Origin of the sequence: Vibrio sp. H11, assembly GCF_004804295.1 — a bacterium.
GTDB classification, from domain to species: Bacteria; Pseudomonadota; Gammaproteobacteria; order Enterobacterales; family Vibrionaceae; genus Vibrio; species Vibrio ostreae.
The window spans coordinates 156,065-182,735 of sequence record NZ_SSHN01000004.1 but is presented as its reverse complement, the minus strand read 5'-3'; the positions used below and the strand labels follow the sequence as shown (position 1 = coordinate 182,735).

Here is a 26,671-nt window from a genome sequence, read left to right as displayed (position 1 = left end):
ACTAATTTTGGCAAATCCTGAGGTCTTGAATTAGGGTTTAAGGGTTATAACTCGAATAATACAGGGGTTGGTAATGTTTGGACTGGATGCATTTGAACTTGCCAGAATACAGTTTGCGTTTACCGTTTCGTTTCACATTATTTTTCCTGCACTTACCATCGGTGTGGCCAGCTACCTGGCCGTGCTGGAAGGGCTGTGGCTGAAAACAAACGATAAAACGTACCTGTCGCTTTATCATTTCTGGTCGAAGATTTTTGCGGTTAACTTCGGTATGGGGGTGGTATCCGGATTGGTGATGGCCTACCAGTTCGGCACCAACTGGAGCGGGTTCTCGGAGTTTGCCGGTAGTGTCACCGGGCCGCTGCTGACGTATGAGGTGCTGACCGCTTTTTTCCTTGAAGCGGGCTTTCTCGGTGTGATGCTGTTTGGCTGGAATCGGGTCGGCAGAGGTTTGCACTTCTTTGCAACCTGCATGGTGGCACTGGGCACGCTGATGTCGACCTTCTGGATCCTGTCCTCCAACAGTTGGATGCACACGCCACAGGGCTTTAGTATTCAGGATGGCGTGGTGATCCCGGAAAGCTGGATGGAAATCATTTTTAACCCTTCTTTCCCGTATCGACTGTTTCACATGACGATTGCAGCCTTCCTGTCCAGTGCTCTGTTTGTTGGTGCCTCTGCTGCCTGGCACCTGCTGAAAGGCAATGATAGTCCCGCAATAAGAAAGATGTTTTCAATGTCGCTCTGGATGGCGTTGATTGTCGCTCCGATTCAGGCGGTGGTGGGCGATGCGCATGGCCTGAATACGCTTGAGCATCAGCCGGCTAAAATCGCTGCGATAGAAGGGCACTGGGAGAACGAACCCGGTGAGCCGACGCCGCTGATTTTGTTTGGTATTCCGGATATGGAAGAGGAACGCACCAAATACGCGCTTGAGATCCCGTATCTTGGCAGCTTAATTCTCACCCACAGCCTGGATAAACAAATTCCGGCGCTGAAAAGTTTCCCTAAAGAGGACCGTCCAAATTCTACCATCATCTTCTGGTCGTTCAGAATTATGGTCGCGCTCGGCATGCTGATGATACTGCTGGGTGTTATCGGGTTATGGTTACGGCGCAAAGGAACACTGTATCAAAACCGGGCGTTTCATCGCTTTGCGCTTTACATGGGGCCATCCGGATTGATTGCGATTCTGGCTGGCTGGTTTACCACTGAAATTGGCCGTCAGCCGTGGGTTGTGTATGGCTTGCAGCGCACTCGTGATGCGGTCTCACTGCATTCTGAGTTACACATGTCGTTCACCTTGGTGGCGTTTATTGTGGTGTACACCTCGGTGTTTGGTGTTGGGTACGTCTATCTGATGAAACTGATTAAAATCGGGCCGGAAGAAGGTGATGTTCATCATGACGAGCCGGATATCTCACACACGCCAGCACGGCCGTTGTCGGCGGTGCGTGACAGAATTGATGGTCCGGAAGGGGGGAAATAACATGGGTATTGATCTCTCGATTATCTGGTTTGTGATTATTGTTTTCTCGACCCTGATGTACATTTTGATGGATGGCTTTGATTTGGGGATAGGCATCCTGTTCCCGTTCAATAAAGATGAAACGCATCGTGACGTTATGGTTAACACGGTCGCGCCAGTGTGGGATGGGAACGAAACCTGGCTGGTGCTTGGTGGCGCAGCCTTGTACGGCGCATTCCCGCTTGCTTATGCGGTGATAGCTGATGCGCTGGCTATCCCGCTGACGATCATGTTGATTGGTCTTATCTTCCGCGGGGTGGCATTTGAGTTCCGATTTAAAGCCATTCCTGAGCACCGTGCCTTTTGGGATAAAGCGTTTATCGGTGGGTCGATTGTTGCGACGTTCAGCCAGGGCGTTGTGCTCGGCACCATCATCAACGGGCTGGAAGTCACTGGGCGAACCTACAGCGGCCCGTCGTTGATCTGGCTGGCACCATTCCCGCTGTTTTGTGGCTTCGGACTATTGGTTGCTTACGCGTTGCTGGGCTGTACCTGGCTTATTCTCAAAAGCGAAGGTGACCTGCATAAGCGTATGTGTGAACTTGCTGTGCCGTTGACCTACGTGATGCTCGCCGCGATTGTTATTGTCAGTATCTGGACACCGCTGATGCACAGTGACATCGCCGCGCGCTGGTTTACCTGGCCGCAGATTCTGTGGTTTGCGCCGGTGCCGATTCTGGTCGTGCTCTGCTCTTGGTGGTTGATTCGTTCGGTCTATAATCATGCTCACTATCTGCCTTTCATGCTGACCTTGCTGCTGATGTTCCTGGGTTTTACCGGGCTGGGTATCAGCCTGTGGCCGAATATTATTCCGCCGGCGATCAGTATCTGGCAGGCTGCGTCACCACCGCAAAGTCAGGGCTTTATGCTGGTCGGAGGCTTGTTGATTATTCCGGTCATTCTGGTTTACACCTCGTGGAGCTATTACGTGTTCCGCGGCAAAGTGAAACCAGGCGAGAACTACCATTAACGCGTCGGGGGTGACACGATGAACACGACTGAAAAAACACCGGGTCCATGGTGGAAAAAGGTCATGTGGCTGGTGGTTATCTGGAGTGGCAGTGTGGCGGCCTTGTTTGTGGTCTCTCTGTTGCTGAAAAGCTTTATGAATGCCGCAGGGCTGCGTGCTTAAGTAGAAGGTGCGTTACTCATATCATAATCATCTCAGTCAAGCGAATAGAACCCCGGTTTAGTAGCCGGGGTTTGTCTTATGATGTTCAGGATGAATAGGTCAAATCACCGAATCGAGCCAGACCAGGATCATGTCGGCGTAGAGGGCGATTAGACCGGCTACCAGCCCGATGGCACTGATAAGCAGGATCATTCTCCACCCCCCTGATGTTGGCGATGCCAGTGCACCACGTAGGTCAGTGAGGCCGTTACGCCCGCCAGCAGTAGGGTCGGAATCCACAGCCATGCGCTGCCGTCCTGCACCAGTAATTCATAAAGCATTAAGGCGACAAACAGGCCAGCTAAAAACAGTGGTGTATATCCCTCGTCTTTAACTTTGTACATAAGTGCTCCTCAAGTTCGCATTGCTGTTGATTATTGTTTTATGCCAGCAAAGGGTACCCGGTTTGGGCTTTTTAGCCGTACCGGTGTTTGAACTACTAATGAGTATAGATAGGACTGGCTTTTATGACAGTATGGAAACACTCACCGCAGGCAGTGGGTATCGCGTAGAGCGCTGGTAAGTGATGTGTTATCAGCCTGAATTCCCGATCTTTTTTCGGAATTTTACCGCATGTTGTTTCATGATGGCGTGGTGGTTTTTAATGAGTTATTCATAAAGTGAATGATTGTGGTGTAAATATAGTTGCCTAAAAAATAATTGCTTAAGCAAGTATGTTCTATTATGCTGTACTCCGAATCGCAGTTACACAAACTTTACGGGCTCTAGGAAGAAAAAATGCCAGACAAAGCGTTGCTTTTATGTGAGCTGACCAACAGCCTTCAGCCAGTAAAAAGAGCTTGGCAACGAGCCGTCTCGGAAGTGATTGCTGAATACGATATTTCGATGTCTCTGGCGATGCTAATGGTGCTGGTGTACCGACATCCGAACGGCATTAACCAGAAATTGCTGGCCGAGGAGCTGGGGATTAACCCAGGTGCACTGGTGCGTTTGCTGGACCAGGCTGCAGAAGAGCAGTGGCTGGAACGATGTGAAGTGGCCGGTGATCGCCGGGTAAAAACGCTGCATGTATTACCTCGGGGTACGGAATTAGCACAAAAACTGGTTAAAGTCGCCGATGAGTTACGTCAGGAGCTGATGGCCGATGTCTCTGCTGAAGACATTGAATGCGCCACCCGGGTGTTAAGACAGTTTGAAACTCGCGCGACGGAATATGTACAGCACTGTAAATGCGATAAATGAGAGTGAAACCGAATAGTCAGTCGTGGCGTTGAGCGGCGGCTGTGGATGATGTGCCTAAGCGCTTGTCCGCCTAGTTTTTCCTTTCTCGTCAACAAAGTTGGGGAGTTCTTCTCCCATATTAATATTAATCCACTGCAAACCTATTAATATACGAGTTGTTCCGTATATACGGAAACGTGTCATCTCGGGGTAGTTAAGTCCTATACCTCGGAGATGACTTTTTTTTGCCTGAAGAAAATTCGTTGCTTCATGTCCGATGTATTGACGGGCCATTTCCTGTGCAGAAATGGCCCGTTGTGTTTTAGACCGCTCTAAGGGTTAAGCGGGTTAGGTATCGGTTGGCCGATATCCGGCAGAGGTCGCTCATTGCTGTCGCCATAACCGATGCGGAAGCGCACCCGGTTGATACAGATTTTATCGATGGTCGGCGATAGCAGGTCGAACTGAGCGTAACGTTCGGCTAAATCCGGATGTTGTTGCTGATAGTCGGTCAGTGTCTGACGCAGCAGTTGATAAAACTCCTGTTCAGTAACGCCAAGGCCAATCAGATGCGGTGAGATAAAACGTAGCACGGTAACAAAATGGCCGGTCAGCAGGTCATGCACCAGGTATTTAGGCGGCAAGCGGGTCAGGGTATTACGGATATCGGCGTTAAGACTTTCCAGCTCGGGATAGGCTTGATCGACCAGGCGCAGGTCACCGTGAAAGTCCTTGATAATGCAGCCGGCCGGCTGATTGTTTTCCAGGATCAGGGTGATGTTCTGGCCATGAGCCACCAGCGCAACGCCGTATTTACACATCAGATGGTAGAGCGGTACCACCACATGGTTAAACAGTTTCGCCAGCCAGGCTTTGGCGCTGAGTTCTGAAGCGTCAATGAGTGCGCCGATAAGCGGTGTACCGTTTTGATCGGTTTGCATTAACGCCGCCATGGTCATCGGGCGCTGACTGGCGCCGACTACGGCTTCGGCCCGCTCACGCCAGATGCAGCCCAGCATTTCATCATAGCGATACGGACCTTGTTTGATCTGCGCCTGAAACGGGTGAGCACAGTAGAATCCGGCCACCTCCTGCTGCACTTTCAATCCGTGCTGAGCAAGGGTTGGATCGCTGGCGGCGGTTTTGGCCAGCCAGGCAGAAAGCTCTGGTCCCTGAACGATAAACTTGCCCGGAATACCGCGATAACTGGAGGTATTGAGAATACTCAGCGCGGTTTTAGCGTCGTACTGGACGGCTGTATCTTCTGCGCTCAGGGTGCGAATCGACTGTTGTGCCAGCCAGTCCGGGCCATGTTCGCCCAAATCAATCAGATCCCCATCAGCAAACAGGCCGGCGTATTGTCCGGTCAGAAAACGTTGGTATTGCCACGGATGAACGGCGATCAGCCAGAAATTTTGCGCTTGCTTGCCAAGCGAGTGCTGTAATGCGCGCAGAGTCTCCGCTTCAAGCACATTTTCCAGTAACTGCTGATACTCCAGCCCGGCCGCAATACCAGACTGACACAAGGATTTTCTCACCGCCAGCCAGCGCAGTTTGAATGCCGCTCCGGATTCGGGCGCGTAGCGCTGCAGATCGTCGGCTCCCCAGCCAAGGCGCCCTTTGTTGGCAATCGCTTTCGGATGAGAGTCGATATAACGCTGACGCAGCGTTTCAGGCATTTGCGCCATGTCACTCGCGGTCACGTGCTGCAACTGAGCTAAGCGCTGCATATCGCTGTACAGGGTTTGCTGCACTTCTTCTAACAAATTGGCCAGATTGATATCGTTGATTTCCAGATCGGCCTGGACATCGAGCAGTAGCTGCGCAGCGAGTGGCTCGCGAAGGTCCGAGCAATGCAGTGAAGCCTCATCAATATTCAGCATGCCCCACACCGTCACGCCAGCCTTAAAGCGCCACTCACGATCGGCGGTGGCAAGCACCCAACCTGCGCCTGCAGCTCTGGGCTGAAGCCGCTCCTCATAGTGCAATTCGGTGATGATTTTAGCGCAAAGATGCTGGTTGGCTGAAAGCCAGTATTGCTTATTCATTAGGGGCAATTCCGTGTCGTTAGTGGATTGAATCAATGACATATTCAACGGTTTTTTAACGTTGCACTGTGTGTTGTTGCTACAAAACCGCTGACATACCTTTACGTTATTATTGACATATCTTTACATATCAGGCAATCATAATAGTAACTATTATCATTTAGATTTAAGTTTGCGTTCCATGATGCCTGTTTTAACCCTGGCTTTGATATCGCTTGGTATCAACCAAACTGTACTGCTGTCCGCAATCCCCACCTTGGTTGAGTGGGTCGGTCAGAGTGATTCCGCAGCTTCGGTTGGCTTGCTGGTCGCGATGGTGAACATGAATTTGGTCAGCTACTGGCTGGGAGCCGGTTGGTGGGGCGGAGTGGCTGAAAAGCTGGGATTCGGCCGAGCGATTCGTCTGGCATCTTGCGGCTACATAGTGGCTAACCTGAGTTTTATCTGTCTGTTGCTGCTGGCGCCAGGCAACATCTGGCTGATTGGCGTGTGCCGTTTTGCGATTGGTGGATTCAGCAGCGCGTTTTTGCCGCTTAGCCAGGCGCAACTTGCCGCGCAGGGCAAAGCGACCCCCGGTGCGCTGTCGGCATTGAGTGGTGGTTTGACTATCGGTCGCCTGGCCGGACCAGCGTTGGTTCTGTTGCCGGTATCGATTCCGGTCATCTTGTTGGTCCCGATTGCCCTGGTGGTGCCTGTGCTCTTCATGGCCCTGCCGGGTCAATGTCATGCCTCTGGCCAGTCTGCGCAACTTGCTCGTCCGTCAGAGGAGACAAAAGCCCGGGGACAAAGCGGTTACGCACGAGTGGTATACAGCGCTGCATTACTGACGACCGGATTTGTTGCGGCATTTCAGCTTTATGTGCTGCAGTTTATCACCTCGCACGGCTATGAGGGTGAAGAAGGTTCTAAAGTTTACGCGCTGATGATGTTGGCAACCAGTGTGCTGCTGGTGGTCTATCAACTGCGCGTGATCCCGAAAATAAGTCGCAGTTATTCCTCTGCATTGTTGCCCGTTTTACTCCTCTCTCTCGTTATTGGCTGGATAATACTGGTGACAGGCGGTGCGAACTGGTGGGGCTTGTTTTTCGCAGTGGTGGGGTTGTTATTAGCTGTCGCTGGTTTACCGGCCTGGTATACCAGTCGTTTGTTGGAGCGGGAATCTGAACCTGCCCGGCAAGCCAAAAGCAGTGGCTATCTGACGCGCTCTCACACAACCGGACACATGGTCGGAACCGGGTTGGCTTCGCTGTTTTTACATCAGCAATGGAGCTTATCCGTGCTTATTTCTGCCCTGGTCCTGTTATTGCTCTTCACCGTGCTAAAACTCAGGAAAAACACTGAGTCCGGCACTTGTTCCTTTATGCAATCTAATTAGAAGAATGGATATCTAACATTATGAAAAATACCACTCGATGTGTGGCGAAGTTAAGCCCGATCGCTTTAATGATCTTTGCCAGTGTCAGTCAGGCAGCATCACCGGATACTATCGTGGTCACCGGCAGCCGTTCGGAAACAGCCATCGCAGATGTGGCTTCAACGATGTGGGTCGTTGATCAGGAAAAACTTGAGCGTGCTCTCAATTCAGGTGCTGATCTGAAGAATGCGCTGGGCGAGCTGATCCCGGGGTTTGATTTCGGGAGTAACGCTCGTACCAACTATTCGCAAAACCTGCGTGGCCGTTCGGCACTGGTGATGATTGACGGTGTGTCTCTTAACTCAACTCGTAACATCAGCCGTCAGCTCGACAGCATCGACCCGTTCAACATTGCCCGGGTGGAAGTGCTGTCAGGTGCCACGTCTATTTACGGCGCGGGTGCGGCTGGCGGTATCATCAACATCATCACCAAGAAAGCGACCGGCAATGAACTGACGGTTGAAACCAAAGTGGGTGGCCAGACCGGCTTTAATGACAGCAATGACCTCAATAAAAATGTTGCGGTGGCGCTGTCCGGCGGTACCGATACCTTACGTGGTCGTGCGTCTGTGGCGTATTCAAAAAACGGTGGGGCTTACGATTCTCACGGTGAAATGATTCGCCCGGATATTACTCAGACAGACCTGCAGTTTAATGAAACCATTGATGTGATGGGTAATGTCGAATTCACGCCGGACGATCACCAGAAGCTGTCGGTAACGGCGCAGTATTACAACAGTGAGCAGGACTCGGATTATGCGACGTATCTCGGTCCGAACCTGACGGGTATTACTGACCCATCGGTGGTAGAAACCCGTAAAGGTTTACAACTCGACAAGCAGCCGAATACTGAACGTGTCATGCTGAATGCTCAATACAGCCACGATGATGTGCTGGGGCAGCAACTTCTGGCACAGGCATATTTTCGTACTGAATCGCTGCGTTACTTCCCGTACCCTTCAACCGGACGGATTGGCGGAGTGCCGATTCCTCTGTACGGCGCATCGGAGCAGAAATCGACCGTATATGGCCTGAATCTGGCGTTAATCAAGCGCTGGGAACAAGTCAAACTGACTTACGGTATGGACGCCTCGCGCGATTCATTTGAAGCGGACCAGACTATTTTTGATGCAAACCAGGCTCTCGCTTCCGGCGGATTGGTGTTTGATCCGGTCGATACGGTTTCGCGTTATCCGGATATCGACAGTAACTACTATGCGCTGTTCTCTCAGGTGGACTGGGAAGTGATGCCGGACTGGTCGGTCAGCGGTGGTTTCCGTTATGCGATTATGGAACATGAGATCAGTGACCATGTCGGTGTTGAAGCGCAGTACGCCTACGATGCAGGCTTGCTGCCAAATCAGCCGGAAGCGATTACCGGTGGTGATATTGATTACGATGAATGGTTGTTCAATTTAGGGTCGGTTTATCACCTTACTGACAATATGCAGGTATGGGGCAACTTCTCGCAAGGCTTTGACGTGCCGGATCCGGCTCGCTTCTTTGGCCAGGGCACGTACCAGTTAGACGGATCTCTGTCTGGGTCAACTTCGGTCGACAACGCAAGTTTACAGGGCGTGAAAACCAACTCTTACGAACTCGGCTGGCGTATGTCGCAGGGAGCGTGGGATGTGCAGGTCGCCGGTTACCTGTCTCTGTCAGATAAAACGGTGTCTTATGACCGCACCACCTTTGCTGTCGGCGTTGAAGATGACGATAAGCGTATCTACGGTATCGAAGGTCAGACTGTTTACCAGATCAACGATGATTTCTACACCGGTGTTCAGGCGCATTACGTGAAAAGTGAAACCAAGGTCGACGGCAGCTGGGAGAAGCTGGAAGCCGCGTCGGCCAGCCCGAGCTCAGGCAGTGCCTGGTTTGGTTTTGATAACTACCAGTATGGCGCTGAACTGCGTGTCAACAGCTTCATCAGCTACGAAGATGAAGATGGTGAGAAACTGGAGAGTTTCACCCTGGCAAACCTGAGTGCGTACTACGCACTGCCGGTAGGCCGCCTTAACGTCGGTATTCAGAACCTGTTTGACCGCGACTACGAAACCATCTGGAGCCAACGTGCACAGATGCTGTACGGCGCAAGCTCATCACCGGAGATCTACTCCCACAATGGTTTGGGCCGGACTCTTGCGGTCAGTTACAGCGCGACCTTCTAAGGTGTGCAGCATGAAGCCGTTAACGTTTACCAAAGCTCAGGAGTTGTTGGTATGACGACTTAGCCGCTCGTGCTGATCTCAATGGCGGAACCGGCCTGACCCGGTCGGTTCCGCCATTGGCTTATCTGGCCAGCTTTCAACTTTTTCTCTGTTTACCTCCCTGTGCGGCTGTCAGTAACGACCAGCTTTGGCTTCGTGCATCCCTAATTTGGGGCGGTGGGCAGCCAACAGAGACTTTTACATTTTTCAGGACACACATTTTACAGGCCAGGCCTTAACTAACCTTACAAACGATGAAGGATTACTTTATGACTCATGCTTTGACCATGCAGCACTTTTTAAACAGCTTTTTGCTCGAAACCGGAGCGGCGCGAGTAGAAGAGCAGGTGGTTCGGTTACCTCTGAATGCAGGGCGTGAACTGGTGATCCCCCTGGCTTATGTATCGGCGGCGGGCAGGCACCGTTATCGCGGCGAGCTGCTGTTATCGACACCGCAAGGCCAGCAGTCGGTCGATTTTGACAGTGCTATGGCTGAGATTGTCGAGCATTATTTTGATTCGGTTGCGGCAAGCGATAAGGCTAAGTTTGTTCAGCGTGTGCTGGACTCGGATAGTTATGTCCAGCGCGCGGATGCCGCGCTGCACGCGCGTGCCGCGGCGCAGGGCTTTATTGCTTCAGAGCAGAGCCTGAGCGGGGGGCACAGTATGCACCCGGCACCGAAGTGCAATGAGCCGCTCAGCGAGCAGGAACAAGAGGCCTATCTGCCGGAATTTGGCGCTCAGTTTGCGATTGAATGGTTCGCGGTCAAGCGTTCTTGCCTGGTGGGTGAGTATGTTGGTGGTGATATGGCGCAGGCGCTGATGGCCCTGTTTGAACAGCAGACAGGGCAGAGTGTGGCGGCGTTGCCCGGCGCTGAGTGGCTGCCGCTGCCGCTGCATCCGCTGCAGGCCAGAGAGTGGCGCCGTACCCGAGGACAATATCACCTTGCGGCCGATGCGGTGCAGGATCTGAAGCTGAGCAGTGGCGGCTGGACCGCGACGTCATCTTCGCGCGCCATTTACCATCCGCACTGTCCGTGGATGCTGAAAGTGTCGCTGCCGGTGCGCCTCACCAACTCACTGCGTTTGATGACCGAGCCGGAAGCACGGCGTGGCACCCAGTTCAGCAAACTGATGGCCACCCCAGCGGGTGAAGAGCTGCAGCAGCGCTTTGAACATGCCTGTTTTATCCAAGAGCCGATGTGGTGTTCGGTGCGGGATGATGATGGCCAGACGCTGGATTTGCCGCTGGTCAGCTTTCGCCATAACCCGTTTTATGCCGCGCAGGATGAGCAAGCGCCGCTTAATGGTGAGCGCTTCTATATGCTGGCCAGCCTCAATCAGGATGCCGGTGCTGGCAAGGACAATCGTCTCACCGCCTGGATTAAAGCGTACGCCGCACAACACGGTTACACCAATGAGCTGGCCGCTCGCCACTGGATGAGCGCGTTTATGCAGCGCGTGATGGCGCCACTGTGTGTGGCGCGCAGCGATTACGGCATTGTGATGCTGGCCCATCAGCAGAATCTGCTGCTGGAAATTGAGCACGGCATGCCGGTCGGTGTGGCGGTGCGTGATTGTCAGGGATTTGGCCTGACCACGCTGGCCAAAGAGCGTTTCGCTGACGTGCTTGATAACGAAGCGCCGCAGTATTTTATGGAATGGGATGAACTCAATCCTTATCACGCCTATTACGTCATCGGTAATACCCTGCTCAATACCATCGCATCTATTGCGGTGTCCGGCATCATCAGTGAAGCCGATTTGTGGCAACTGTGCCGTCTGGAACTGGATGCGCTGGCCAAACAGCATCCGAAAGACAGTTCTTTTTATCAGTACGTATTGCAATCGCCAACCCTGCGCTGGAAACGTAACTTCTTCTGCTTCCTGTCAGCGCACAATGAAGCAACGCTGAAAGATCCTTCGATCATCTACTGTGATATTGCTAACCCGCTGCAATGGCCTGCAGGCGACAATAGTTTGTCACGAGTGCACAAACCGCTGCCGGGCGGGCGCCGTATCACGATTGCTGAAAAACAGCATACCGACGCTACGGCGCAGTTCGAACTGCTGGAGCATGGCCGCAGCGTGGCGGCGTTCTCGCTGCGTACCTGTGGTGATGATGTCACTGAACTGCACAACGAGAGTGTCGATGTCAGCGATGCCATGCTGTGGTGGAGCGCGATTGAGCATGCGTTTTATACCGCCCGTTTGGATCAGATTCGAATTCCCGGCTGGCCGCAGGGCAGCAAACTGCTGAGTAAAGCCGAATTTCTCGAGCACTCGCCATTGTGGCTGCATGCCGCGCAGGATACTTGCGCTGTCACTATGACCACGGCGGTGAATGGTTCCCGTCATCCGCTGCGCCCGCTGCACCCGACCGGCGTTGTGTTCCAGCGTTATTTTTATCACCTCAAACGCACGCTCACTTTCCGTGTGATTGAGATTGAGCGCGATCTGCCAACCTTCCATCGCTGGCACAATCATCCGGTGGTGGCTCAGATGTGGGAACTGGAGGGCAGCCTGGAGGAGCATCGCCAGTATCTCAATAAGCAGAAACAAGATGACCATATTTACGGCTTAATCGCAGAATTTGACGGCGTATCCTTTGGATATCTTGAAGTGTACTGGGCGGCAGAAGACCGCATCGGACCGCATTACCAATACGGCTTGTTTGATAAAGGTGTGCACATGCTGGTGGGCAACTTTGCCTATCGTGGCGGTACTTACTTTGATACCTGGGCGAAATCGATTGTCCATTACTGCTTCCAGCAAGAGCCGCGCACTGAATCTGTGGTCGGAGAACCACGTGCCGATAACCAGCGCGTACTGAAACTGAATGCCCGGGTGGGTATGCAGGTTCAGTTCGAATTTGATTTTCCACACAAACGTTCAGCATTGATCCAGTGCGGTCGAGAACGCTTTTTCCAGCAATTCGCTTTTTAAGGAGCTCATCATGCAAGGCACACACACAAGGAAAGGTCACGATACTCAACCCCAGTCTGCACATATCTATGATGTGATCGGCGTTGGCCTGGGGCCGTTCAATCTCAGTATTGCGGCACTGGCGGCGGAGAAAGCGTCATTGTCGACGCTGTTCCTCGATAAGAAAGCACATTTCGCCTGGCATCCGGGATTGCTGCTGAATGATGCCAAGATGCAGACGTCATTCCTTAAAGACCTGGTTTCGGCGGTGGATCCGACCAGTCGTTACAGTTTTCTCAACTACCTGGTCACCAACCGTAAATTCTATCCGTTTATGGCCTCCGGCCAGACGACCATCAGCCGTCTTGAGTTTTCGGACTATCTGGGCTGGGTGGTCAGTCAACTGCCGAACGTTGCCTTTAATCAGGAAGTGACGGCGATTGAACAGAGCGACGGCGTGTTCAAAGTCTCAGTCGAGCAGCAGCAGTACCTGACCCGACATCTGGTGATGGGCACCGGCCTGACCCCGAGTATGCCGGAGTGTGTGACGCCGTTTGTTGGTAAGCACTGTTTCCACGCCAGCGAACTGGCGCTGCGCGATCCGCAGCTGACCGATAAGCGGGTAGCGATTATTGGTGGCGGACAAACAGGTGCGGACGTCTTCCAGCATGCGTTTGACGGCGAATTCGGCCACGCGCGCGAGCTGAACTGGATTTCACGCCGCGCCAATATTGAAGTGCTGGATGAAGCCTGTTTTACCGACCAGTACTTCATGCCGGACTATGTTAACGATTTCTATCAGCTTGATCAGGCCACTAAACAGCGCGAGGTGGCACGCCAGAAGCTGACCAGTGACGGCATTACCAGCGACTGTCTGCAAGGCATTTACCAGCGTCTGTATCACGATAAGTATGTATTGCGTAAGCCTAACTGGTGGAACATTTGCCCGAACCAGTCGCTGGTGGCGATGCGTCAGGATGAAGACGGTTACCACATCACTCTGGCCCACGGCCTGACCGGAGAAACCCGTGAGATCAGCGCCGATGTGGTGATCATGTGTACCGGATTTAAGCGCATCGTGCCGCATTGTCTGCGCGATCTGCAGGATCAGATATCCTGGGATGAACATGGCCGGCCAATCTTGTCGGCGGATTTCTGTGTCGACTGGCAGGGCGCGCCGCACAACCGGATCTATATGGTCAATGCCGGGATCGCCTCGCATGGGATTGCCGAGCCGCAACTGAGCCTGGCCTGCTGGCGCGCGGCACGTATCCTTAACCATGTCGCCGGTTACACCGTATATGATCCGGTCGAGCACCGTAATATGCTTGACTGGGGCATGGCGACCCAGGCGAGCCAGGAGCGCGTAAGCAGTCGTTTAATCTCCTGACAGGCACGCGGTTTGTCTGGACTGTTGTGTTTATAAAGCGAACTTAGAGCAAAATAGCCAAGCCTGAGCCCGGTTTACCGGGCTCAGGCTTTACTTTATTTGGCGCGATGTTCTAGGGCGATCCCCTGTTTTTCAGCAGATCAAAAGCTTTCAGGAAACCAAAAGCGTCCAGAAAACGAAATGCTGCCAGGCAACGAATCTTATGTTGGTGCGTTTAATGCGGCGGTTAAGCGCGTCAATTCGGCCAGGCTGGCACGACTGTACTGAGCCAAGTCCCTGCCACGCTGAGATGTCAATGCTTCTTCTAAACCCTGCCGGGCTAAATCTTCCAGCTCCCGTAACTGGTGTGCTAACTGACTGGCGCCGAGAGACTCCGCATCACCGGCCAGACGGTGGGCCTGCTCTGCGATGTCATAGTGATCGCCGCGTTGCATGGCTTGTTCAATCCGGGGCAGGATCTTGTCACAGCTGCGTTGCAGTGTGTGGATAAGATTGGTTACCCGGGCGGGGCCCAGAATCGTGCTGTGCGACTGAAAAACGGCGAAGTCAATCAATGCCGCAGCGGTGTCAGGCGGTTCTGTCTCTGGCAGAATTTCTGCTTTGGCGATCACCTGATTGATCACTTTATACAATCGCCCGATTTTGAGCGGTTTTGGTTCAATGGCAACCATACCGGCAGCGTGATATTTCTGAATCAGCCCGGGCTGAATATTGGCAGTCAGTGCAATGACAGGCGTATTGGTGTTGAGCCCGGACTGGCTGGTGATGTGGCGGGCAATATCTACTCCGCTGATGTCCGGCAAGTGGACATCTAGCAGGATGACATCAAACTTACGCTCGCTGGCCGCCAGTAGAGCCTGACTGCCCGTCTGTGCCAGTTCGACCTGGTGACCGTCCTGACTGAGCAGTGCCATGGTCACTTCCTGATTCACCGGCGTGTCTTCCACCAACAAAATTTGAAGCCCGTCCAGCCTGGCTGGATGACTGGCTTGGGTTAACGCCGGGTACTGCGCCAATTCAGGTGGTGTGCTGAGCGGCAGTTCAAACCAGAATGTGCTGCCGCAGGCGGGCTGGCTGGTCACCCCAATTTCTCCGCCGAGGCTGTGTACCAGTTTTTCGGTGATCGCGAGGCCAAGCCCGGTCCCGCCAAATCGGCGGGTAATGCTGTCGTCGGCCTGGCTGAAACGTTCAAAAATACGTGCTAAATCATTTTGTTCGATGCCGATTCCGCTGTCGCTGACGGCAAAACGCACCCACTGCTGATCTGGCCCGGTACGGAAGCGGGTGAGGGTGACATGCACAAAGCCCTGCTGGGTAAACTTAATGGCATTGGAGATCATATTGGCCAGCATCTGGCGCAGCGCGCCCGGTGCACTCTGGCAAACATCTGTCACCGCCGGGTCAATATCAAATTGTAAATCCAGGCCTTTTTCCAGCGCACCAGCAGAAAACAGGTGGCAGCTGGTTCTGACCAGTTCATGCAGGGAAAACAACTGGTTCTCCGGAATATAAGCGCCTTCTTCTAATCGGGCATAGTCGAGCAGGCCATTGAGGATTTCCAGCAGTGCGTCACCGGACTGATAAATGGTATTAAGACGCTCTTGTTGTTCCGCCGAAAGTTCAGTGCGACCCAGTAGCTGCACCATCCCCAGGATGCCATTGAGCGGGGTGCGGATCTCATGACTCATGGTGGCGAGAAACTTGGTTTTGGCCTGACTGGCGGCTTCGGCATTTTCTTTGGCTTCGAGCAGGTTCCGGGTACGTTGTTCGACCTGTTCCTGCAACTGGTCCCGGCTGTACCTCAGCTCCTGTTGCTCCGACTCACGCCGCTCAATATCACGCAAAATGGCCAGGCGCATTTCATTGATCGCTTCGACCACCTGATCCAGTTCATTACTGCTGCGCTGGCGGGCGCGTTTTTGCAAAGTGAGCGGTTGCCGGAGATGACTTTTACTGATTTGACGGGTGAACTGTGCCATCCGTTCCAGATGACGGGTGATATTAAAGTGTACGATGCCAAACAGCACCACGCTGGTGGCCAAAATCATCAGCGACTGTACCAGAAAGCTCCACAGCGCAGATTCAATCAGCCGGTTATGCACTGCCGCCACATCGTGAAAGACAGTCAAGATACCTAACTGACGCGGCTTGCGCTGCAAGGTGTGATAAACAATCGCAAACTGGTTGGAGGCCGCGGCTTTGGCAGGTAGCGTGCCAAACTGCAGCTTCTCCGGCCAGTCAGCCCTGTCGAGAGTCACGGCCTGAATATCGGGAAAGTTCATGATGCCCTGCAGTTGCAGGTTGACCTGCTCTTTATCCAGATTCCACACGCTCTTAGCGATACCGTCTAACTGGGAAGAAGCGATCAGGCTCAGGCGAGTCTGCAGGCTGTGTTGTTCACGGCGGTATTCGGCCCATACCTGTAGCGCAGTAGTGACCACAATCAGCACCAGGCCACAGAGCAGAAAGCGTTTAAGTACCTGATAAACCAGAGGGTGATCGGTATGGTAACCACGTGCTTTACCAAGCCAGGAGGCAGAAGTGTCAGTCATGCGCACCTCCGTACCGGGTCGATATCCGGTATTGTTCGGCGTATTGTGCCATCAATTCACCAATATCAGTCTGGCGGGTGATCTGTTGCAGGGCCTGATCCAGTTCAGTCAGATGAGCAGAGAGCGGTGATTTTTTCGCAATCGCAATATACCAGTAATCGGTGGTCAACGGACGCTCCAGCGGGACGATGATGTCTTGATAACCCAGGCGCTCGTTTTGCAACTGGCCGCCATAGCGACCGAGAGGCATCATATCAATACGTCCGCGCAGCAGTTTAGCGAAGTTCTGCTCGCCACTGGACACATAGTCGACCTGCATATGGCGCGCTATCCAGTCGTCCATTTCATCCCCGTAGGAGTCACCCAGAATGACGCCTAAGGTTTTGCCTTTCAAATCGCTCAGTTGGCTAAACTTTTGGGGGTGCTGGCGATTGTAAAACAGCACAATCGGCTCTTTGACGATCGGCGTCGAGAGATAATGGTTGTAGTTTTGCCGCCCGGCGACCTTATACATCGCAGTGGCGATATCAATATGGCCCAGTTCCATTTCCTTTAAACAGCGTTGCCAGTTAAAGTCCTGCTCAAATGAGAGGGTGAGGTTAAAGCGCTGAAACAACTGTTGCAGCAGATGAGCGCCGACGCCTTTTACCTGATGGTTATCGACCCAGGAAATCGGCGGATAGATCGGCAGCCCGCACGCTCTATAAGTGCGGTTATGATCAAAATGGTTTGCCTGCGCGAGCGGTATCAGTAGCAGGCAAACGAAAGCCAGTAACGTTTTCATACCGGCTGCGTTATTCAGGTGAGTAGAGGTAACCGACACCGTGCACGGTGATCAGCCATTTCGGACTGTAACTGTCATCCTGCAGTTTGCGGCGAATACGGCCGATCAGAACATCTATGGTACGATCGGTGGCGTTCCAGGAGCGGTTCCTTAATCTGTCCATCAGTTCATCGCGCGACAGAGAGCGGCCCGGGTTGGTGGCCAGCGCGTTGAGCAACTGAAATTCCGCTTCGGTCAGCTGGACCGGTTCATCGCCGTCCGCTTTTTTCAGCCAGCGGCGATGGATGTCCATTTTCCACGGTCCGATGTCGATAAAACCACCAGGTTCTTTTTCCGCACTGCGTTCCAGCGTCTTGAGCTTTCGGACCCGGCGAATCAGGTTTTTGCTACGTGCCAGAATTTCGCGCGGATTGAAAGGCTTGGTGACGTATTCATCGGCGCCGCATTCCAGGCCGATGATACGGTCAATCTGATCCTGACGACCGGTGACCAGAATAATGCCAATCTCTGATGCACTGCGTAATTCGCGTGTCAGGGTCAGGCCATCTTTGCCGGGCAGGCGAATGTCGAGCAGCACCATGTCGATATCATGTATCGCCAGCAGCTCTTCGCCGTGCTCGGCGGTTTCTGCCGAATGGACAATAAAGCCCTCTTCCTCAAAATAGCTGACCAGCGTTTCTCTGGTGACATCGGAATCGTCGATCACCAGTATCTGAGCTTGTGCGTTTACCACGGGGGTCATAATCAGAATCCTTTCTAGTGCGGCTGATTTACTGGCTTGTTTACACGTTTATGCGTCTGCAGATATACAGGTTTGCAATCGTATAAGTAGCAAGTGCCGTTCCCTTTATACCAACTGTAAATATTAATTTGCTTGATAAGCAAGCTTGCTGCCCGCCAGAGATGAAGCAGTCTACATTTTAATCCGTTTGGTTTACATACTTTCACAATCTGTTGGCTGAATTTTACTTGTTATTACTTATGGTTGATGGCTGTCAACCACTGTTTAACGAGTACCCAGGAGGATTGCATGGCGGTCAACGCGCTGAAACGGATTTCCTACAAAAGTGCAACATTCGCACCAGGTTAGTGCCGGATATCCGGCGGCCGGGCAGGAGGTGGTGGGAATCCCAATCATGACGGGAGATAGGTCAGAGGCAGGGACAACGGATGCCTGCATGAATGTTGTGCTACAGGCAAATAATACGATGTTAATCAACGGTTACTTAATGGGTTTTAATACTGCTATTTGTTGTATATTTGGTGGATATGGCTGTCCTTGTGGTGCTTGGCTTGATTTACAACTTAATTACAAGCTGTTACGCGTGGTTTGAGACTTGTGGACAGGATAGGGCTACAACTTAACCTACCAAGCCGGAGGATAAACGCGGGCAGAGTGCTGATGCGTTTAAGCAACAACAGATTGAGGATCAATCCTTGTGTACTTCCGGTGTACTGGCATCTGAATCATTTTCTGCTCTGCGCAAGGAGGCATTATGTCTAAAGAGCAAATAAGTCGGTCTAAAGAACAAACAACGCGGTCTACAGAACAAGCAACTCGGTCTAAAGATCAGCAGTCTTATCAAGAGCAAATTGAACGTCCGGGACTATTTTTGGCAATTTTGCCGATCGCTATCACGATAGGGTTGCTCGGTATCCAGCTGTTTTACTTTGGTGACTTTACCCCGCATACCCCGTTAGCGATCGGGATTGTGTTTGCCTGTGCGATTGCCTGGTTGCGCGGTTATCGCTGGAATCATATGGAGCAGGGCTTGTTCCACGTGATTAAGGTCGCCACGTCGGCGATCGTGATTATGTTGATCATCGGTATGATTATCGGGATTTGGATCGCCAGTGGTACCGTCCCTATGATGATCTATTACGGTTTTCAGGTGCTGACCCCGCAAACGTTCCTGGCGGCGGCAATGCTCTTGTGTGCGGTGATTTCTGTGTCACTGGGTACATCCTGGACCACAACCGCGACGGTTGGCCTGGCGCTGATGGGCGTTGGTGAAGGGTTTGGTATACCGATGTACTGGACTGCCGGCGCTGTGGTTTCCGGCGCTTTCTTTGGCGACAAAATGTCGCCGCTGTCTGATACCACCAACCTGGCTCCGGCTGTCACGGGCACCAACCTGTTTGCCCATATTCGTAACATGCTGCCAACCACCTTCCCGGCGATGTGTATTGCACTGGTGGTCTATCTGTTTGTTGGCTTTAACATCATTGATGCCCAGCAAGTGGATATCGCTAAGATTGAAGCGCTGAGTACTGCCCTCAATGATCACTTTGAATTTAACTGGTTGGTGCTGACACCGGCAGTGGTCGTGTTTGGCCTGGCATTGATGAAGATGCCTGCGATTCCGAGCCTGATGGCGAGCGTGCTGTTCAGTATGCTGATTGCGGTGGTGGTGCAGGGGGTATCAGTCCACGATGCGCTGACGTTCCTACAAAATGGTTTTAGTGTTGAAACTGGCAACGCTACCGCTGATGCCTTGCTTAACCGCGGCGGAATACAATCGATGTCCTGGATCATTACTCTGGTACTGATTGCTTTGGCATTGGGGGGCGTTCTGGAGCAAACCCGCTGTCTGGAAACAATTGTTCTGTCGATTATGAGCCGCGTACGCACTATCTTTGGCTTGCAACTGGCATCAACCATGACCGCCGCTGGTACCAACCTGGTCGCAGGTGACCCATATCTGTCGATTGCGCTGCCGGGACGTATGTTCAGCCAGGCGTATCGCGGTATGGGTTACTCAACCTTGTGTCTGTCCCGTTCGGTAGAAGAGGGCGGAACCCTGATTTCTCCGCTCATTCCGTGGAACGCAGGTGGCGCGTTTGTGATTCATGCGCTGGGCCTTGGCATCGCTGCCGGCCAAACCGAAAACCTGCTCTACATCGTCTGTGCCGTGGCATGTTGGGCTTCGCCGTTACTGGGCATAATCTACGCGGCGTTTGGTAAATTTTGCCCGAAAGCGACGGAAGAAGAAAAACGTCAGTGGGCCGAACAGGGTGAATTGATCCTTGAGCCGATTAATGAAGAGCGTCCGCTGGGTAAACCGGCGGTGCAATACTGATTCTCACTGTTTTGAACACGCTAAGCCGCTGCACTCGCAGCGGCTTTTTTGCAGGTGTGAGCTGGTGCGCTGTATTTTCTTCCTGTACTTGTACGGCTTGTGTTTGCCATTTGCACGGTGCGCAACTCTTCTTTGCGGCGCCTCTCCGAAGACTCTGCTTGCTGAGTGCGTTTGACTGCGCTTATTGAGCGCTGCACTTTGCACTGATGGTGCGGCTGGTGTTTTAGCATCGTAATTTGGCCTCATGCAGTAGCGCCAGCTGCTTTTTCAAGTGGCTGAAAGGTGGTAAAGGTTGACAGAGAAGACACGCTTAGAGAGCACAAAGTCTGGCAGGCATTTCATAACTGACAGGTTTCTGTTAAAAGACAGGTATAAAAAACCGCAGAACAGGTCTGCGGTTTTTCATGACTTAACTTCCGAGAAGAGGTTGGGTCATATTATTTAGAGATGAACTCACCGTGCGGGTCGATAACGAATTTCTTCGCTGCACCGCCGTCGAAGTCTGCGTAGCCTTGTGGTGCCTGATCCAGAGAGATCATCTGCACGTTTACTGCGTCTGCAATCTTCACCTTATCAAACAGGATAGATTGCATCAGACCACGGTGGTACTTCATGGTCGGACACTGACCAGTGTGGAATGAGTGAGATTTAGCCCAGCCCAGACCAAAGCGCATGCTAAGTGCCCCTTCTCGTGCCGCTTCATCTTTAGCGCCCGGGTCGTCAGTCACGTACAGACCAGGGATACCGATAGAGCCACCTGCGCGGGTGATCTGCATGGCAGAGTTCAGTACTGTCGCTGGTGCTTCTTCTTTGTGACCACAGCCACAGCCGTGCGCTTCAAAGCCGACACAGTCAACGAAACAGTCAACTTCGCGTTCGTTCAGAATCGCTTCCAGTTTGTCTTCCATGCTGCCTTCTTCACGAAGGTCGATGGTTTCACAACCGAAGCTGCGTGCCTGAGCCAGACGATCTTCAATCATGTCGCCGACGATAACACACGCTGCACCCAGCAGTTGAGCAGATACCGCCGCTGCCAGACCGACTGGGCCTGCACCAGCGATGTATACGGTTGAACCCGGGCCAACACCTGCCGTTACACAACCGTGGAAACCGGTTGGGAAGATGTCAGACAGCAGAGTCAGATCCTGAATTTTTTCACGTGCCTGATCCGGATCCGGGAATTTCAGCAGGTTGAAGTCTGCGTATGGCACCATGACGTATTCAGCCTGGCCACCGACCCAACCACCCATGTCAACGTAACCGTAAGCGGCGCCAGGGCGAGCAGGGTTTACATTCAGACAGATACCGGTCAAACCAGATTTACAGTTGCGGCAACGACCACAGGCGATGTTAAACGGTACCGATACGATATCGCCCACATCCACGAATTCTACGTCACGACCTTTTTCCAGGATGATACCTGTGATTTCGTGACCCAGTACCAGACCTTCTTCAGCAGTTGTACGGCCACGCACCATGTGCTGGTCACTACCACAGATGTTGGTGGTCAGAACTTTAAGGATAACACCGTGCTCGCACTTGCGGTTACCAAGTGCCAGTTCAGGATAAGGGATAGATTCTACAGCAACTTTTCCTGGGCCTTTGTAGACAACACCACGGTTGGATTTTTCGTAGGACATAGGGTCTCCTTGTTGAGGCTTTTTATAGTTGTAGCGTTCCTTTAACCAGACAAATTCATTTTGTTTGGTTAGCGGCGCGATGGGCAGGGCAGTCAAGGTCGTCATTCGGACGAGAATGTGACGGACAATGACTGCCCCATAAAGCGGCGTTATTCGAGCGACTACAAACTTTGTTTGGTTTATCTGCTTGCTTTGCATACCGAAAATAGCCCTCAAGTGCTGCACCCATATGTCGCAATGCGCCGCGTAATGGTGCATTTACGACGCCGGGGAAGGATAAAAAGAGATGCTGAGAGTGCGCTCACAGAGGTGTGAAAAAGTTGAGTGATTTAGTCGGAAAAAGAAAAAACAGGCACGTAAATTGGCTGAGAGGTGATGATGTGAGACTTTTGTCAATTTAATGTCGGTCATTTTGGAATTAATGTTGTGTTTTTACCGTGTGAAGCGTGTAATCTGGCTATACATAACAATGCGTAATCCTAATAGCCTCATGGGATGTAAGCGCTTTTATTCAGGTCTCTATTCGAAGAGTAGTACAACAACGTCATGAAATTTTTTGAATTTGAACAGCTGATAGCCAGTCTGAAAAATGAGCCGCGGGTGATTGTCCAGGCGCATGATTTTCCCGATCACGATGCGTTGTCATCGGCGTTTGCTATGGCCTATTTGCTGCGCAAACAAGGACTGAATCCATTCATTACCTACAATGGATTTATTGACCGCATTTCACTGCGTAATCTGATTCATTGGCTCAATATACCGATTGTCCAGCCGCATCAGCTGACTTTGACTCCGAACGATAAAATCATTGTGGTGGACGGCTGCATCGGTGAAAAGAATGTCACCGATTTTCCCGGTCTGGAAGTCGGCGTCATTGATCACCATCAGGTTAACGCGCCGGATTTTGTCTGGTTTGCTGACATCCGCCCGGATTATGGCTCTACCGCCACAATCATGGTCGAATACTTTAATCAGTTTGGGCTGGAGATTCCGGCCAAGATTGCCACAGCGCTGCTGGTGGGACTGACTTTTGATACCGCCAATTTCACCCGCGCGGTCGGCGCGGCGGATATCAATGCGTTACTGCAATTACAAGCCAAAGCGGACATGACGATGGTGAATCGCATCTGTCGTAACCAGATTGAGTTTCATGAGTTAAAGCTGTTTGATACCTTGCTGGCGAATATGAAACGCGAGAAAAACTGTGCATTTGCGGCGCTGCCAGAAGGTTGCAGCAAAAATATGCTCGGTGTGCTGGGGGATTTCCTGCTCGGCGTGGATGAAATCGATATGGTGGTACTGAGCGCACGCAGTAAAGAAAAGACATTTTTGTCACTGCGTTCTGAATGTAAGCACAATGACGTCGCTAAGATTGTGCGCCGTGCTCTCAATGACAGCGGTATTGGTTTTGGCGGCGGTCATCCTCACATGGCGGGCGGCATTATTAACCATATGTACCAGCTGGCGGATGAATTTGAATACGTGTATGACCTGATAAAGCCTCAACTGAGACTCAAACAGGCTTAACAGTCATCTTCAGTTTTATGAGTATTTCCGTGTTGGTTGGTATATTACTTTGGAAAGCGCACCGTTGAAATAGCTGATTGGCTGTCGGGTTGCTTTAGGAGTCAAATGCTAGCGTTTCATGAACAAGATCCCGCCCGATTTATGAGTGGGATTTTTTTTATTTTTGGCTTCTATTGAACTGTGTTTTTTTTATTCTGTTGCACACAAATTTCCCTGTGATGACGGCACTTGTAGTGTATTAGTGATATAACGGGTGTCACACTCAGGCGTGTTAAAAGAAATCAATCGTTAAGGAGATGGGAATGCAATTATCAGATTCTGGATTATTCCAGCAGCACTGCTTTATCGACGGACAATGGGTTGCCAGTGAGGATGGCCAGGCGACGACGGTGACCAATCCTTACGATGGTTCGGTGATCGGAACAGTACCGCAATTGACGGACGAGCAGGTTAAGCGTGCTATTGCCTCGGCCGACAAGGCGCAGCGTCTGTGGGCGAAAGAGACCGCAAGCATGCGCGCAGCGGTGTTGCGTCGCTGGTTCAATCTGATTGAACAGCATAAAGATGATCTGGCACAGATGATGACGGTCGAGCAAGGCAAAGCGCTGGCCGAAGCTAAAGGTGAAATCACCTACGCCGCCAGTTTTATCGAGTGGTATGCCGAAGAAGCCAAACGTGCTTACGGTGAGATGATTCCAAGTCACAAGGCAGATGCACGAATTCTGGTGGCCAAAGAGCCGGTTGGAGTTGTCGCTGCGATCACACCATGGAATTTTCCGGCTGCAATGATTACCCGCAAAGCCGGACCAGCTCTGGCTGCAGGTTGTGCTGTGGTGCTCAAACCGGCGCCGGATACGCCGTTTACCGCGCTGGCACTGGCCGAGCTTGCCAAACGTGCCGGATTACCGGATGGCCTGCTGCAGGTTGTGACCGGAGATGCTGTAAGCCTGGGCCGGGTGCTGACCAAGAGCAAGCTGGTGCGTAAACTCTCATTCACGGGCTCAACCCGTGTGGGTAAGATCCTGATGGAGCAGTCGGCAGCGAATGTGAAGAAGCTCTCGCTGGAGCTCGGTGGTAACGCACCGTTTATCGTCTTTGACGATGCTGATATCGATGCTGCGGTTGAGGGGGCAATGATCGCCAAATTCCGTAATGCGGGACAGACCTGTGTGTGCGCTAACCGGATTTATGTTCATGACAGCGTGTACGACACCTTCACTGCAAAACTGGTCGAGCGGGTCAGCCAACTGAAAGTGGGTAATGGCCTGGAAGAAGGGACTCACATCGGCCCGATGATTAACGATGCCGCGGTGGCTAAAGTACGCAGTCATATTGAGGATGCGGTGCAGAAAGGGGCGAAAGTGGAGTTCGGTACTCTGCCGCAACACGGCAGTCGTCTGCTTGTGCCACATGTACTGACCAATATGAGTGATGACATGCTGGTTGCCCACGAAGAAACGTTCGGCCCGCTGGCTGGTTTGTTCCGTTTCAGCGCGGAAGACGAAGTGATCGAACGGGCTAATGCGACCGATTTTGGTCTGGCCGCTTATTGCTACACTCAGAACCTGGCGCGTGCTTGGCGCATGAGTGAAGCACTGGAAAGCGGTATCGTCGGCATTAACGAAGGGCTGATCTCAACCACGCTGGCGCCATTTGGTGGCGTGAAAGAATCCGGTTTGGGCCGTGAAGGCGCACGCCAGGGGATGGAAGAGTACCTGGAAATGAAATATACCCTGATGGGTGGTCTGTAACCCTCAGAGCTGTTTAGGGCGTTTTCGTTTCCGGCGCCTTAAACACTCGCCATTTCAGCGGGCCGTTGGTTTCAATCTGACTGGCCCGCTGACACAACATATACACTTCTCCGACCTGCAGTACCGCGCCCTCCGAATAGGCTTTATCTTCGTAGTAGCAGACCCGTTTACCCATGTCACCGCCATCAAGCACGATGGCCGGTTTTGGCGTGCTGACGGAAATGCTGTTGGCTTGCGCCGCAGCGGAATTCAGCGTACTGCTAAGCAGCGCTATGGCTTGTGCCATGATGAGTTTATGATTCATTGTATTCTCCGTTTAAACCCGATAGCTGTCTGTGCGTCATTGCCTGCGCGCCTCTGCCGGTGAGATAAGTAGCGGCCTGATTTGTAGCACCACCCAGCCCTGCACCGCCATACTTGCAGCTTAAGCTCAAGCCAGCGAATGACCAAACTGACGCTGATAACGTGCGAGCATACTCTCATTGCCCAGCAATCCGCCCTGATGAATATACAGCAGTGACTTATCAGGCTGCGTTGGCAGCCAGTGCCGTAATAAACGCCACATCAAAGGGTCGTAAAGCAAATCGAATTCCACTTCAGTTTGGGCACGTAACTGCCGCCAAATCCGGTAATCCTCTGCATATAGGCGACCAAAATGATGTTTGGATGAAGGGCTGATGATGGTTGGGTAGCGCTCAGCCGGAGTTTGGTTGTGAGCGATAGGTTGGGTTTGCCCGATGAGCTGGTCAAACTGCTCAAGCAGATAGTCTTGATCGCCGACACACGGGCAGGTCACCACTTCAATCCCATGCGGTGCTAATGTCTGATGCAGATAGAGCGCCGTTGTCCCGGTCCCCGAGGGCAGCGCAACTCGCCATGGCTGCTCTGGTTGCCGGGCAATCCAGTTGATCAGCTCGTTAGCCAGTGCCGTCACCCCTTGTTTTGCGATTGGGCTGCGGCCACCTTCTTCCAACATCAGGCAGTGACTGTCCGGGTGGCGATATTGGTCAATGTATTGTTTGGGGGGTAAGTCACTCAGCGCGCGGGTTTCGATGATTTGTGCGCCCAGCGCCAGCGCTGCACGATAGTTGCCGTTCGGGTTCTGTTTCAGCCAGCCCGGTACGTGGTCTACATAAAACTCCAGCTGCCAGCCGCGCAGATTGGCCAGAGCGGCCAGTGAATAGAGCGAGTTGGCTTGCGCGGAACCGTAACAGATTAAGGTCTGAATGTTAGGTAATGCCTGATCCAGCAAGGGCATAAATTTACGTGCTTTGTTCCCGCTGAACTGTGCGTGAAGCTGATCGTCACGCTTGAGATGAAAGGGAAATTCATCAAACTGATGGACGGTAACGGGACTGTCGGCAAGTTTCATAACATTCGGTCTCAGCAAAAAATGCGCTGTGGCAAACATGGGGTTTTGGCAAATGGGTGCCCAGTGTGCCCTGAATCCGGAGCGAAAAAAAGCCCAAA

The 26,671-nt window shown here is 52.4% G+C and carries 19 protein-coding genes; 11 read left to right on the top strand and 8 right to left on the bottom strand.

Translation table 11 applies throughout. The features are described from left to right. Positions 1 to 73 precede the first annotated feature (73 nt). From E6C74_RS07910 to E6C74_RS07900, 3 genes are read left to right on the top strand one after another with little or no spacing between them, the layout of a single operon-like run. The gene (locus E6C74_RS07910) at positions 74 to 1,489 is read left to right on the top strand and encodes a cytochrome ubiquinol oxidase subunit I (protein WP_136484162.1); all 1,416 of its coding nucleotides are present in this window, start codon (positions 74 to 76) and stop codon (positions 1,487 to 1,489) included. A 1-nt stretch (position 1,490) separates the two neighbouring features. Continuing rightward, positions 1,491 to 2,498, top strand: coding sequence for a cytochrome d ubiquinol oxidase subunit II (gene cydB, locus E6C74_RS07905; RefSeq protein ID WP_136484161.1), 1,008 nt, complete (start codon positions 1,491 to 1,493; stop codon positions 2,496 to 2,498). A gap of 18 nt (positions 2,499 to 2,516) precedes the next feature. Beyond that, positions 2,517 to 2,660: a DUF2474 domain-containing protein gene (locus E6C74_RS07900; RefSeq protein WP_136484160.1), complete on the top strand. Its 144-nt coding sequence runs from the start codon at positions 2,517 to 2,519 to the stop codon at positions 2,658 to 2,660. A 188-nt stretch (positions 2,661 to 2,848) separates the two neighbouring features. Here E6C74_RS07900 and E6C74_RS07895 read toward each other — a convergent pair whose 3' ends face one another. Beyond that, positions 2,849 to 3,043, bottom strand: coding sequence for a hypothetical protein (locus E6C74_RS07895; RefSeq protein ID WP_136484159.1), 195 nt, complete (start codon positions 3,041 to 3,043; stop codon positions 2,849 to 2,851). Between the two features lie 394 nt (positions 3,044 to 3,437). Between E6C74_RS07895 and E6C74_RS07890 the strand changes: the two genes are divergently transcribed. Then, a complete protein-coding gene (locus tag E6C74_RS07890) occupies positions 3,438 to 3,902 on the top strand; it encodes a MarR family transcriptional regulator (RefSeq protein WP_136484158.1) in 465 nt (154 codons plus the stop codon). Between the two features lie 311 nt (positions 3,903 to 4,213). Here E6C74_RS07890 and E6C74_RS07885 read toward each other — a convergent pair whose 3' ends face one another. Next, positions 4,214 to 5,929 carry an IucA/IucC family protein gene (locus E6C74_RS07885; RefSeq protein ID WP_136484157.1) on the bottom strand — a complete coding sequence of 572 codons (1,716 nt, stop codon included), beginning with the start codon at positions 5,927 to 5,929 and terminating at the stop codon, positions 4,214 to 4,216. Between the two features lie 181 nt (positions 5,930 to 6,110). Here E6C74_RS07885 and E6C74_RS07880 point away from each other — a divergent pair, with 181 nt between their 5' ends. The 4 genes from E6C74_RS07880 to E6C74_RS07865 all read left to right on the top strand — a co-directional run bounded on the left by E6C74_RS07880 (position 6,111) and on the right by E6C74_RS07865 (position 13,867). Then, positions 6,111 to 7,304, top strand: coding sequence for an MFS transporter (locus E6C74_RS07880; RefSeq protein ID WP_136484156.1), 1,194 nt, complete (start codon positions 6,111 to 6,113; stop codon positions 7,302 to 7,304). A gap of 20 nt (positions 7,305 to 7,324) precedes the next feature. After that, positions 7,325 to 9,514 carry a TonB-dependent receptor gene (locus E6C74_RS07875; RefSeq protein ID WP_136484155.1) on the top strand — a complete coding sequence of 730 codons (2,190 nt, stop codon included), beginning with the start codon at positions 7,325 to 7,327 and terminating at the stop codon, positions 9,512 to 9,514. A gap of 308 nt (positions 9,515 to 9,822) precedes the next feature. Continuing rightward, positions 9,823 to 12,498 carry a GNAT family N-acetyltransferase gene (locus E6C74_RS07870; protein WP_168796984.1) on the top strand — a complete coding sequence of 892 codons (2,676 nt, stop codon included), beginning with the start codon at positions 9,823 to 9,825 and terminating at the stop codon, positions 12,496 to 12,498. Between the two features lie 10 nt (positions 12,499 to 12,508). Beyond that, complete coding sequence (locus E6C74_RS07865) at positions 12,509 to 13,867, top strand: SidA/IucD/PvdA family monooxygenase (RefSeq protein WP_136484153.1); 1,359 nt, start codon at positions 12,509 to 12,511, stop codon at positions 13,865 to 13,867. A gap of 200 nt (positions 13,868 to 14,067) precedes the next feature. Here E6C74_RS07865 and E6C74_RS07860 read toward each other — a convergent pair whose 3' ends face one another. From E6C74_RS07860 to E6C74_RS07850, 3 genes are read right to left on the bottom strand one after another with little or no spacing between them, the layout of a single operon-like run. Continuing rightward, the gene (locus E6C74_RS07860) at positions 14,068 to 16,419 is read right to left on the bottom strand and encodes an ATP-binding protein (protein ID WP_136484152.1); all 2,352 of its coding nucleotides are present in this window, start codon (positions 16,417 to 16,419) and stop codon (positions 14,068 to 14,070) included. Continuing rightward, complete coding sequence (locus E6C74_RS07855) at positions 16,412 to 17,203, bottom strand: transporter substrate-binding domain-containing protein (RefSeq protein ID WP_136484151.1); 792 nt, start codon at positions 17,201 to 17,203, stop codon at positions 16,412 to 16,414. Before E6C74_RS07855 ends, E6C74_RS07860 begins: the two co-directional genes overlap by 8 nt. A 10-nt stretch (positions 17,204 to 17,213) precedes the next feature. Next, entirely contained in the window at positions 17,214 to 17,945 is a 732-nt protein-coding gene (locus E6C74_RS07850; protein WP_136484150.1) for a response regulator, read from the bottom strand. 754 nt (positions 17,946 to 18,699) lie between these two features. On the opposite strand from E6C74_RS07850, the gene nhaC reads away from it, so the two are divergent. After that, complete coding sequence (gene nhaC, locus E6C74_RS07845; protein WP_136484149.1) at positions 18,700 to 20,283, top strand: Na+/H+ antiporter NhaC; 1,584 nt, start codon at positions 18,700 to 18,702, stop codon at positions 20,281 to 20,283. 437 nt (positions 20,284 to 20,720) lie between these two features. On the opposite strand, the gene fdhA is transcribed toward nhaC, so the two are convergent. After that, a complete protein-coding gene (gene fdhA, locus E6C74_RS07840; RefSeq protein ID WP_136484148.1) occupies positions 20,721 to 21,923 on the bottom strand; it encodes a formaldehyde dehydrogenase, glutathione-independent in 1,203 nt (400 codons plus the stop codon). A 546-nt stretch (positions 21,924 to 22,469) separates the two neighbouring features. On the opposite strand from fdhA, the gene E6C74_RS07835 reads away from it, so the two are divergent. Both E6C74_RS07835 and E6C74_RS07830 read left to right on the top strand, forming a co-directional pair. After that, positions 22,470 to 23,450, top strand: a complete 981-nt coding sequence (locus E6C74_RS07835) for a DHH family phosphoesterase (RefSeq protein ID WP_136484147.1) — start codon at positions 22,470 to 22,472, stop codon at positions 23,448 to 23,450. Positions 23,451 to 23,752: 302 nt separating this feature from the next. After that, positions 23,753 to 25,201 carry an NAD-dependent succinate-semialdehyde dehydrogenase gene (locus tag E6C74_RS07830; protein WP_136484146.1) on the top strand — a complete coding sequence of 483 codons (1,449 nt, stop codon included), beginning with the start codon at positions 23,753 to 23,755 and terminating at the stop codon, positions 25,199 to 25,201. A 13-nt stretch (positions 25,202 to 25,214) separates the two neighbouring features. On the opposite strand, the gene E6C74_RS07825 is transcribed toward E6C74_RS07830, so the two are convergent. Together E6C74_RS07825 and E6C74_RS07820 are read right to left on the bottom strand one after the other, a co-directional pair. Next, on the bottom strand, positions 25,215 to 25,505 hold the full coding sequence (locus E6C74_RS07825) for a DUF1496 domain-containing protein (RefSeq protein WP_240798149.1): 291 nt from the start codon (positions 25,503 to 25,505) through the stop codon (positions 25,215 to 25,217). Between the two features lie 126 nt (positions 25,506 to 25,631). Next, on the bottom strand, positions 25,632 to 26,573 hold the full coding sequence (locus E6C74_RS07820; RefSeq protein ID WP_136484145.1) for a 1-aminocyclopropane-1-carboxylate deaminase/D-cysteine desulfhydrase: 942 nt from the start codon (positions 26,571 to 26,573) through the stop codon (positions 25,632 to 25,634). Positions 26,574 to 26,671: the final 98 nt, after the last annotated feature.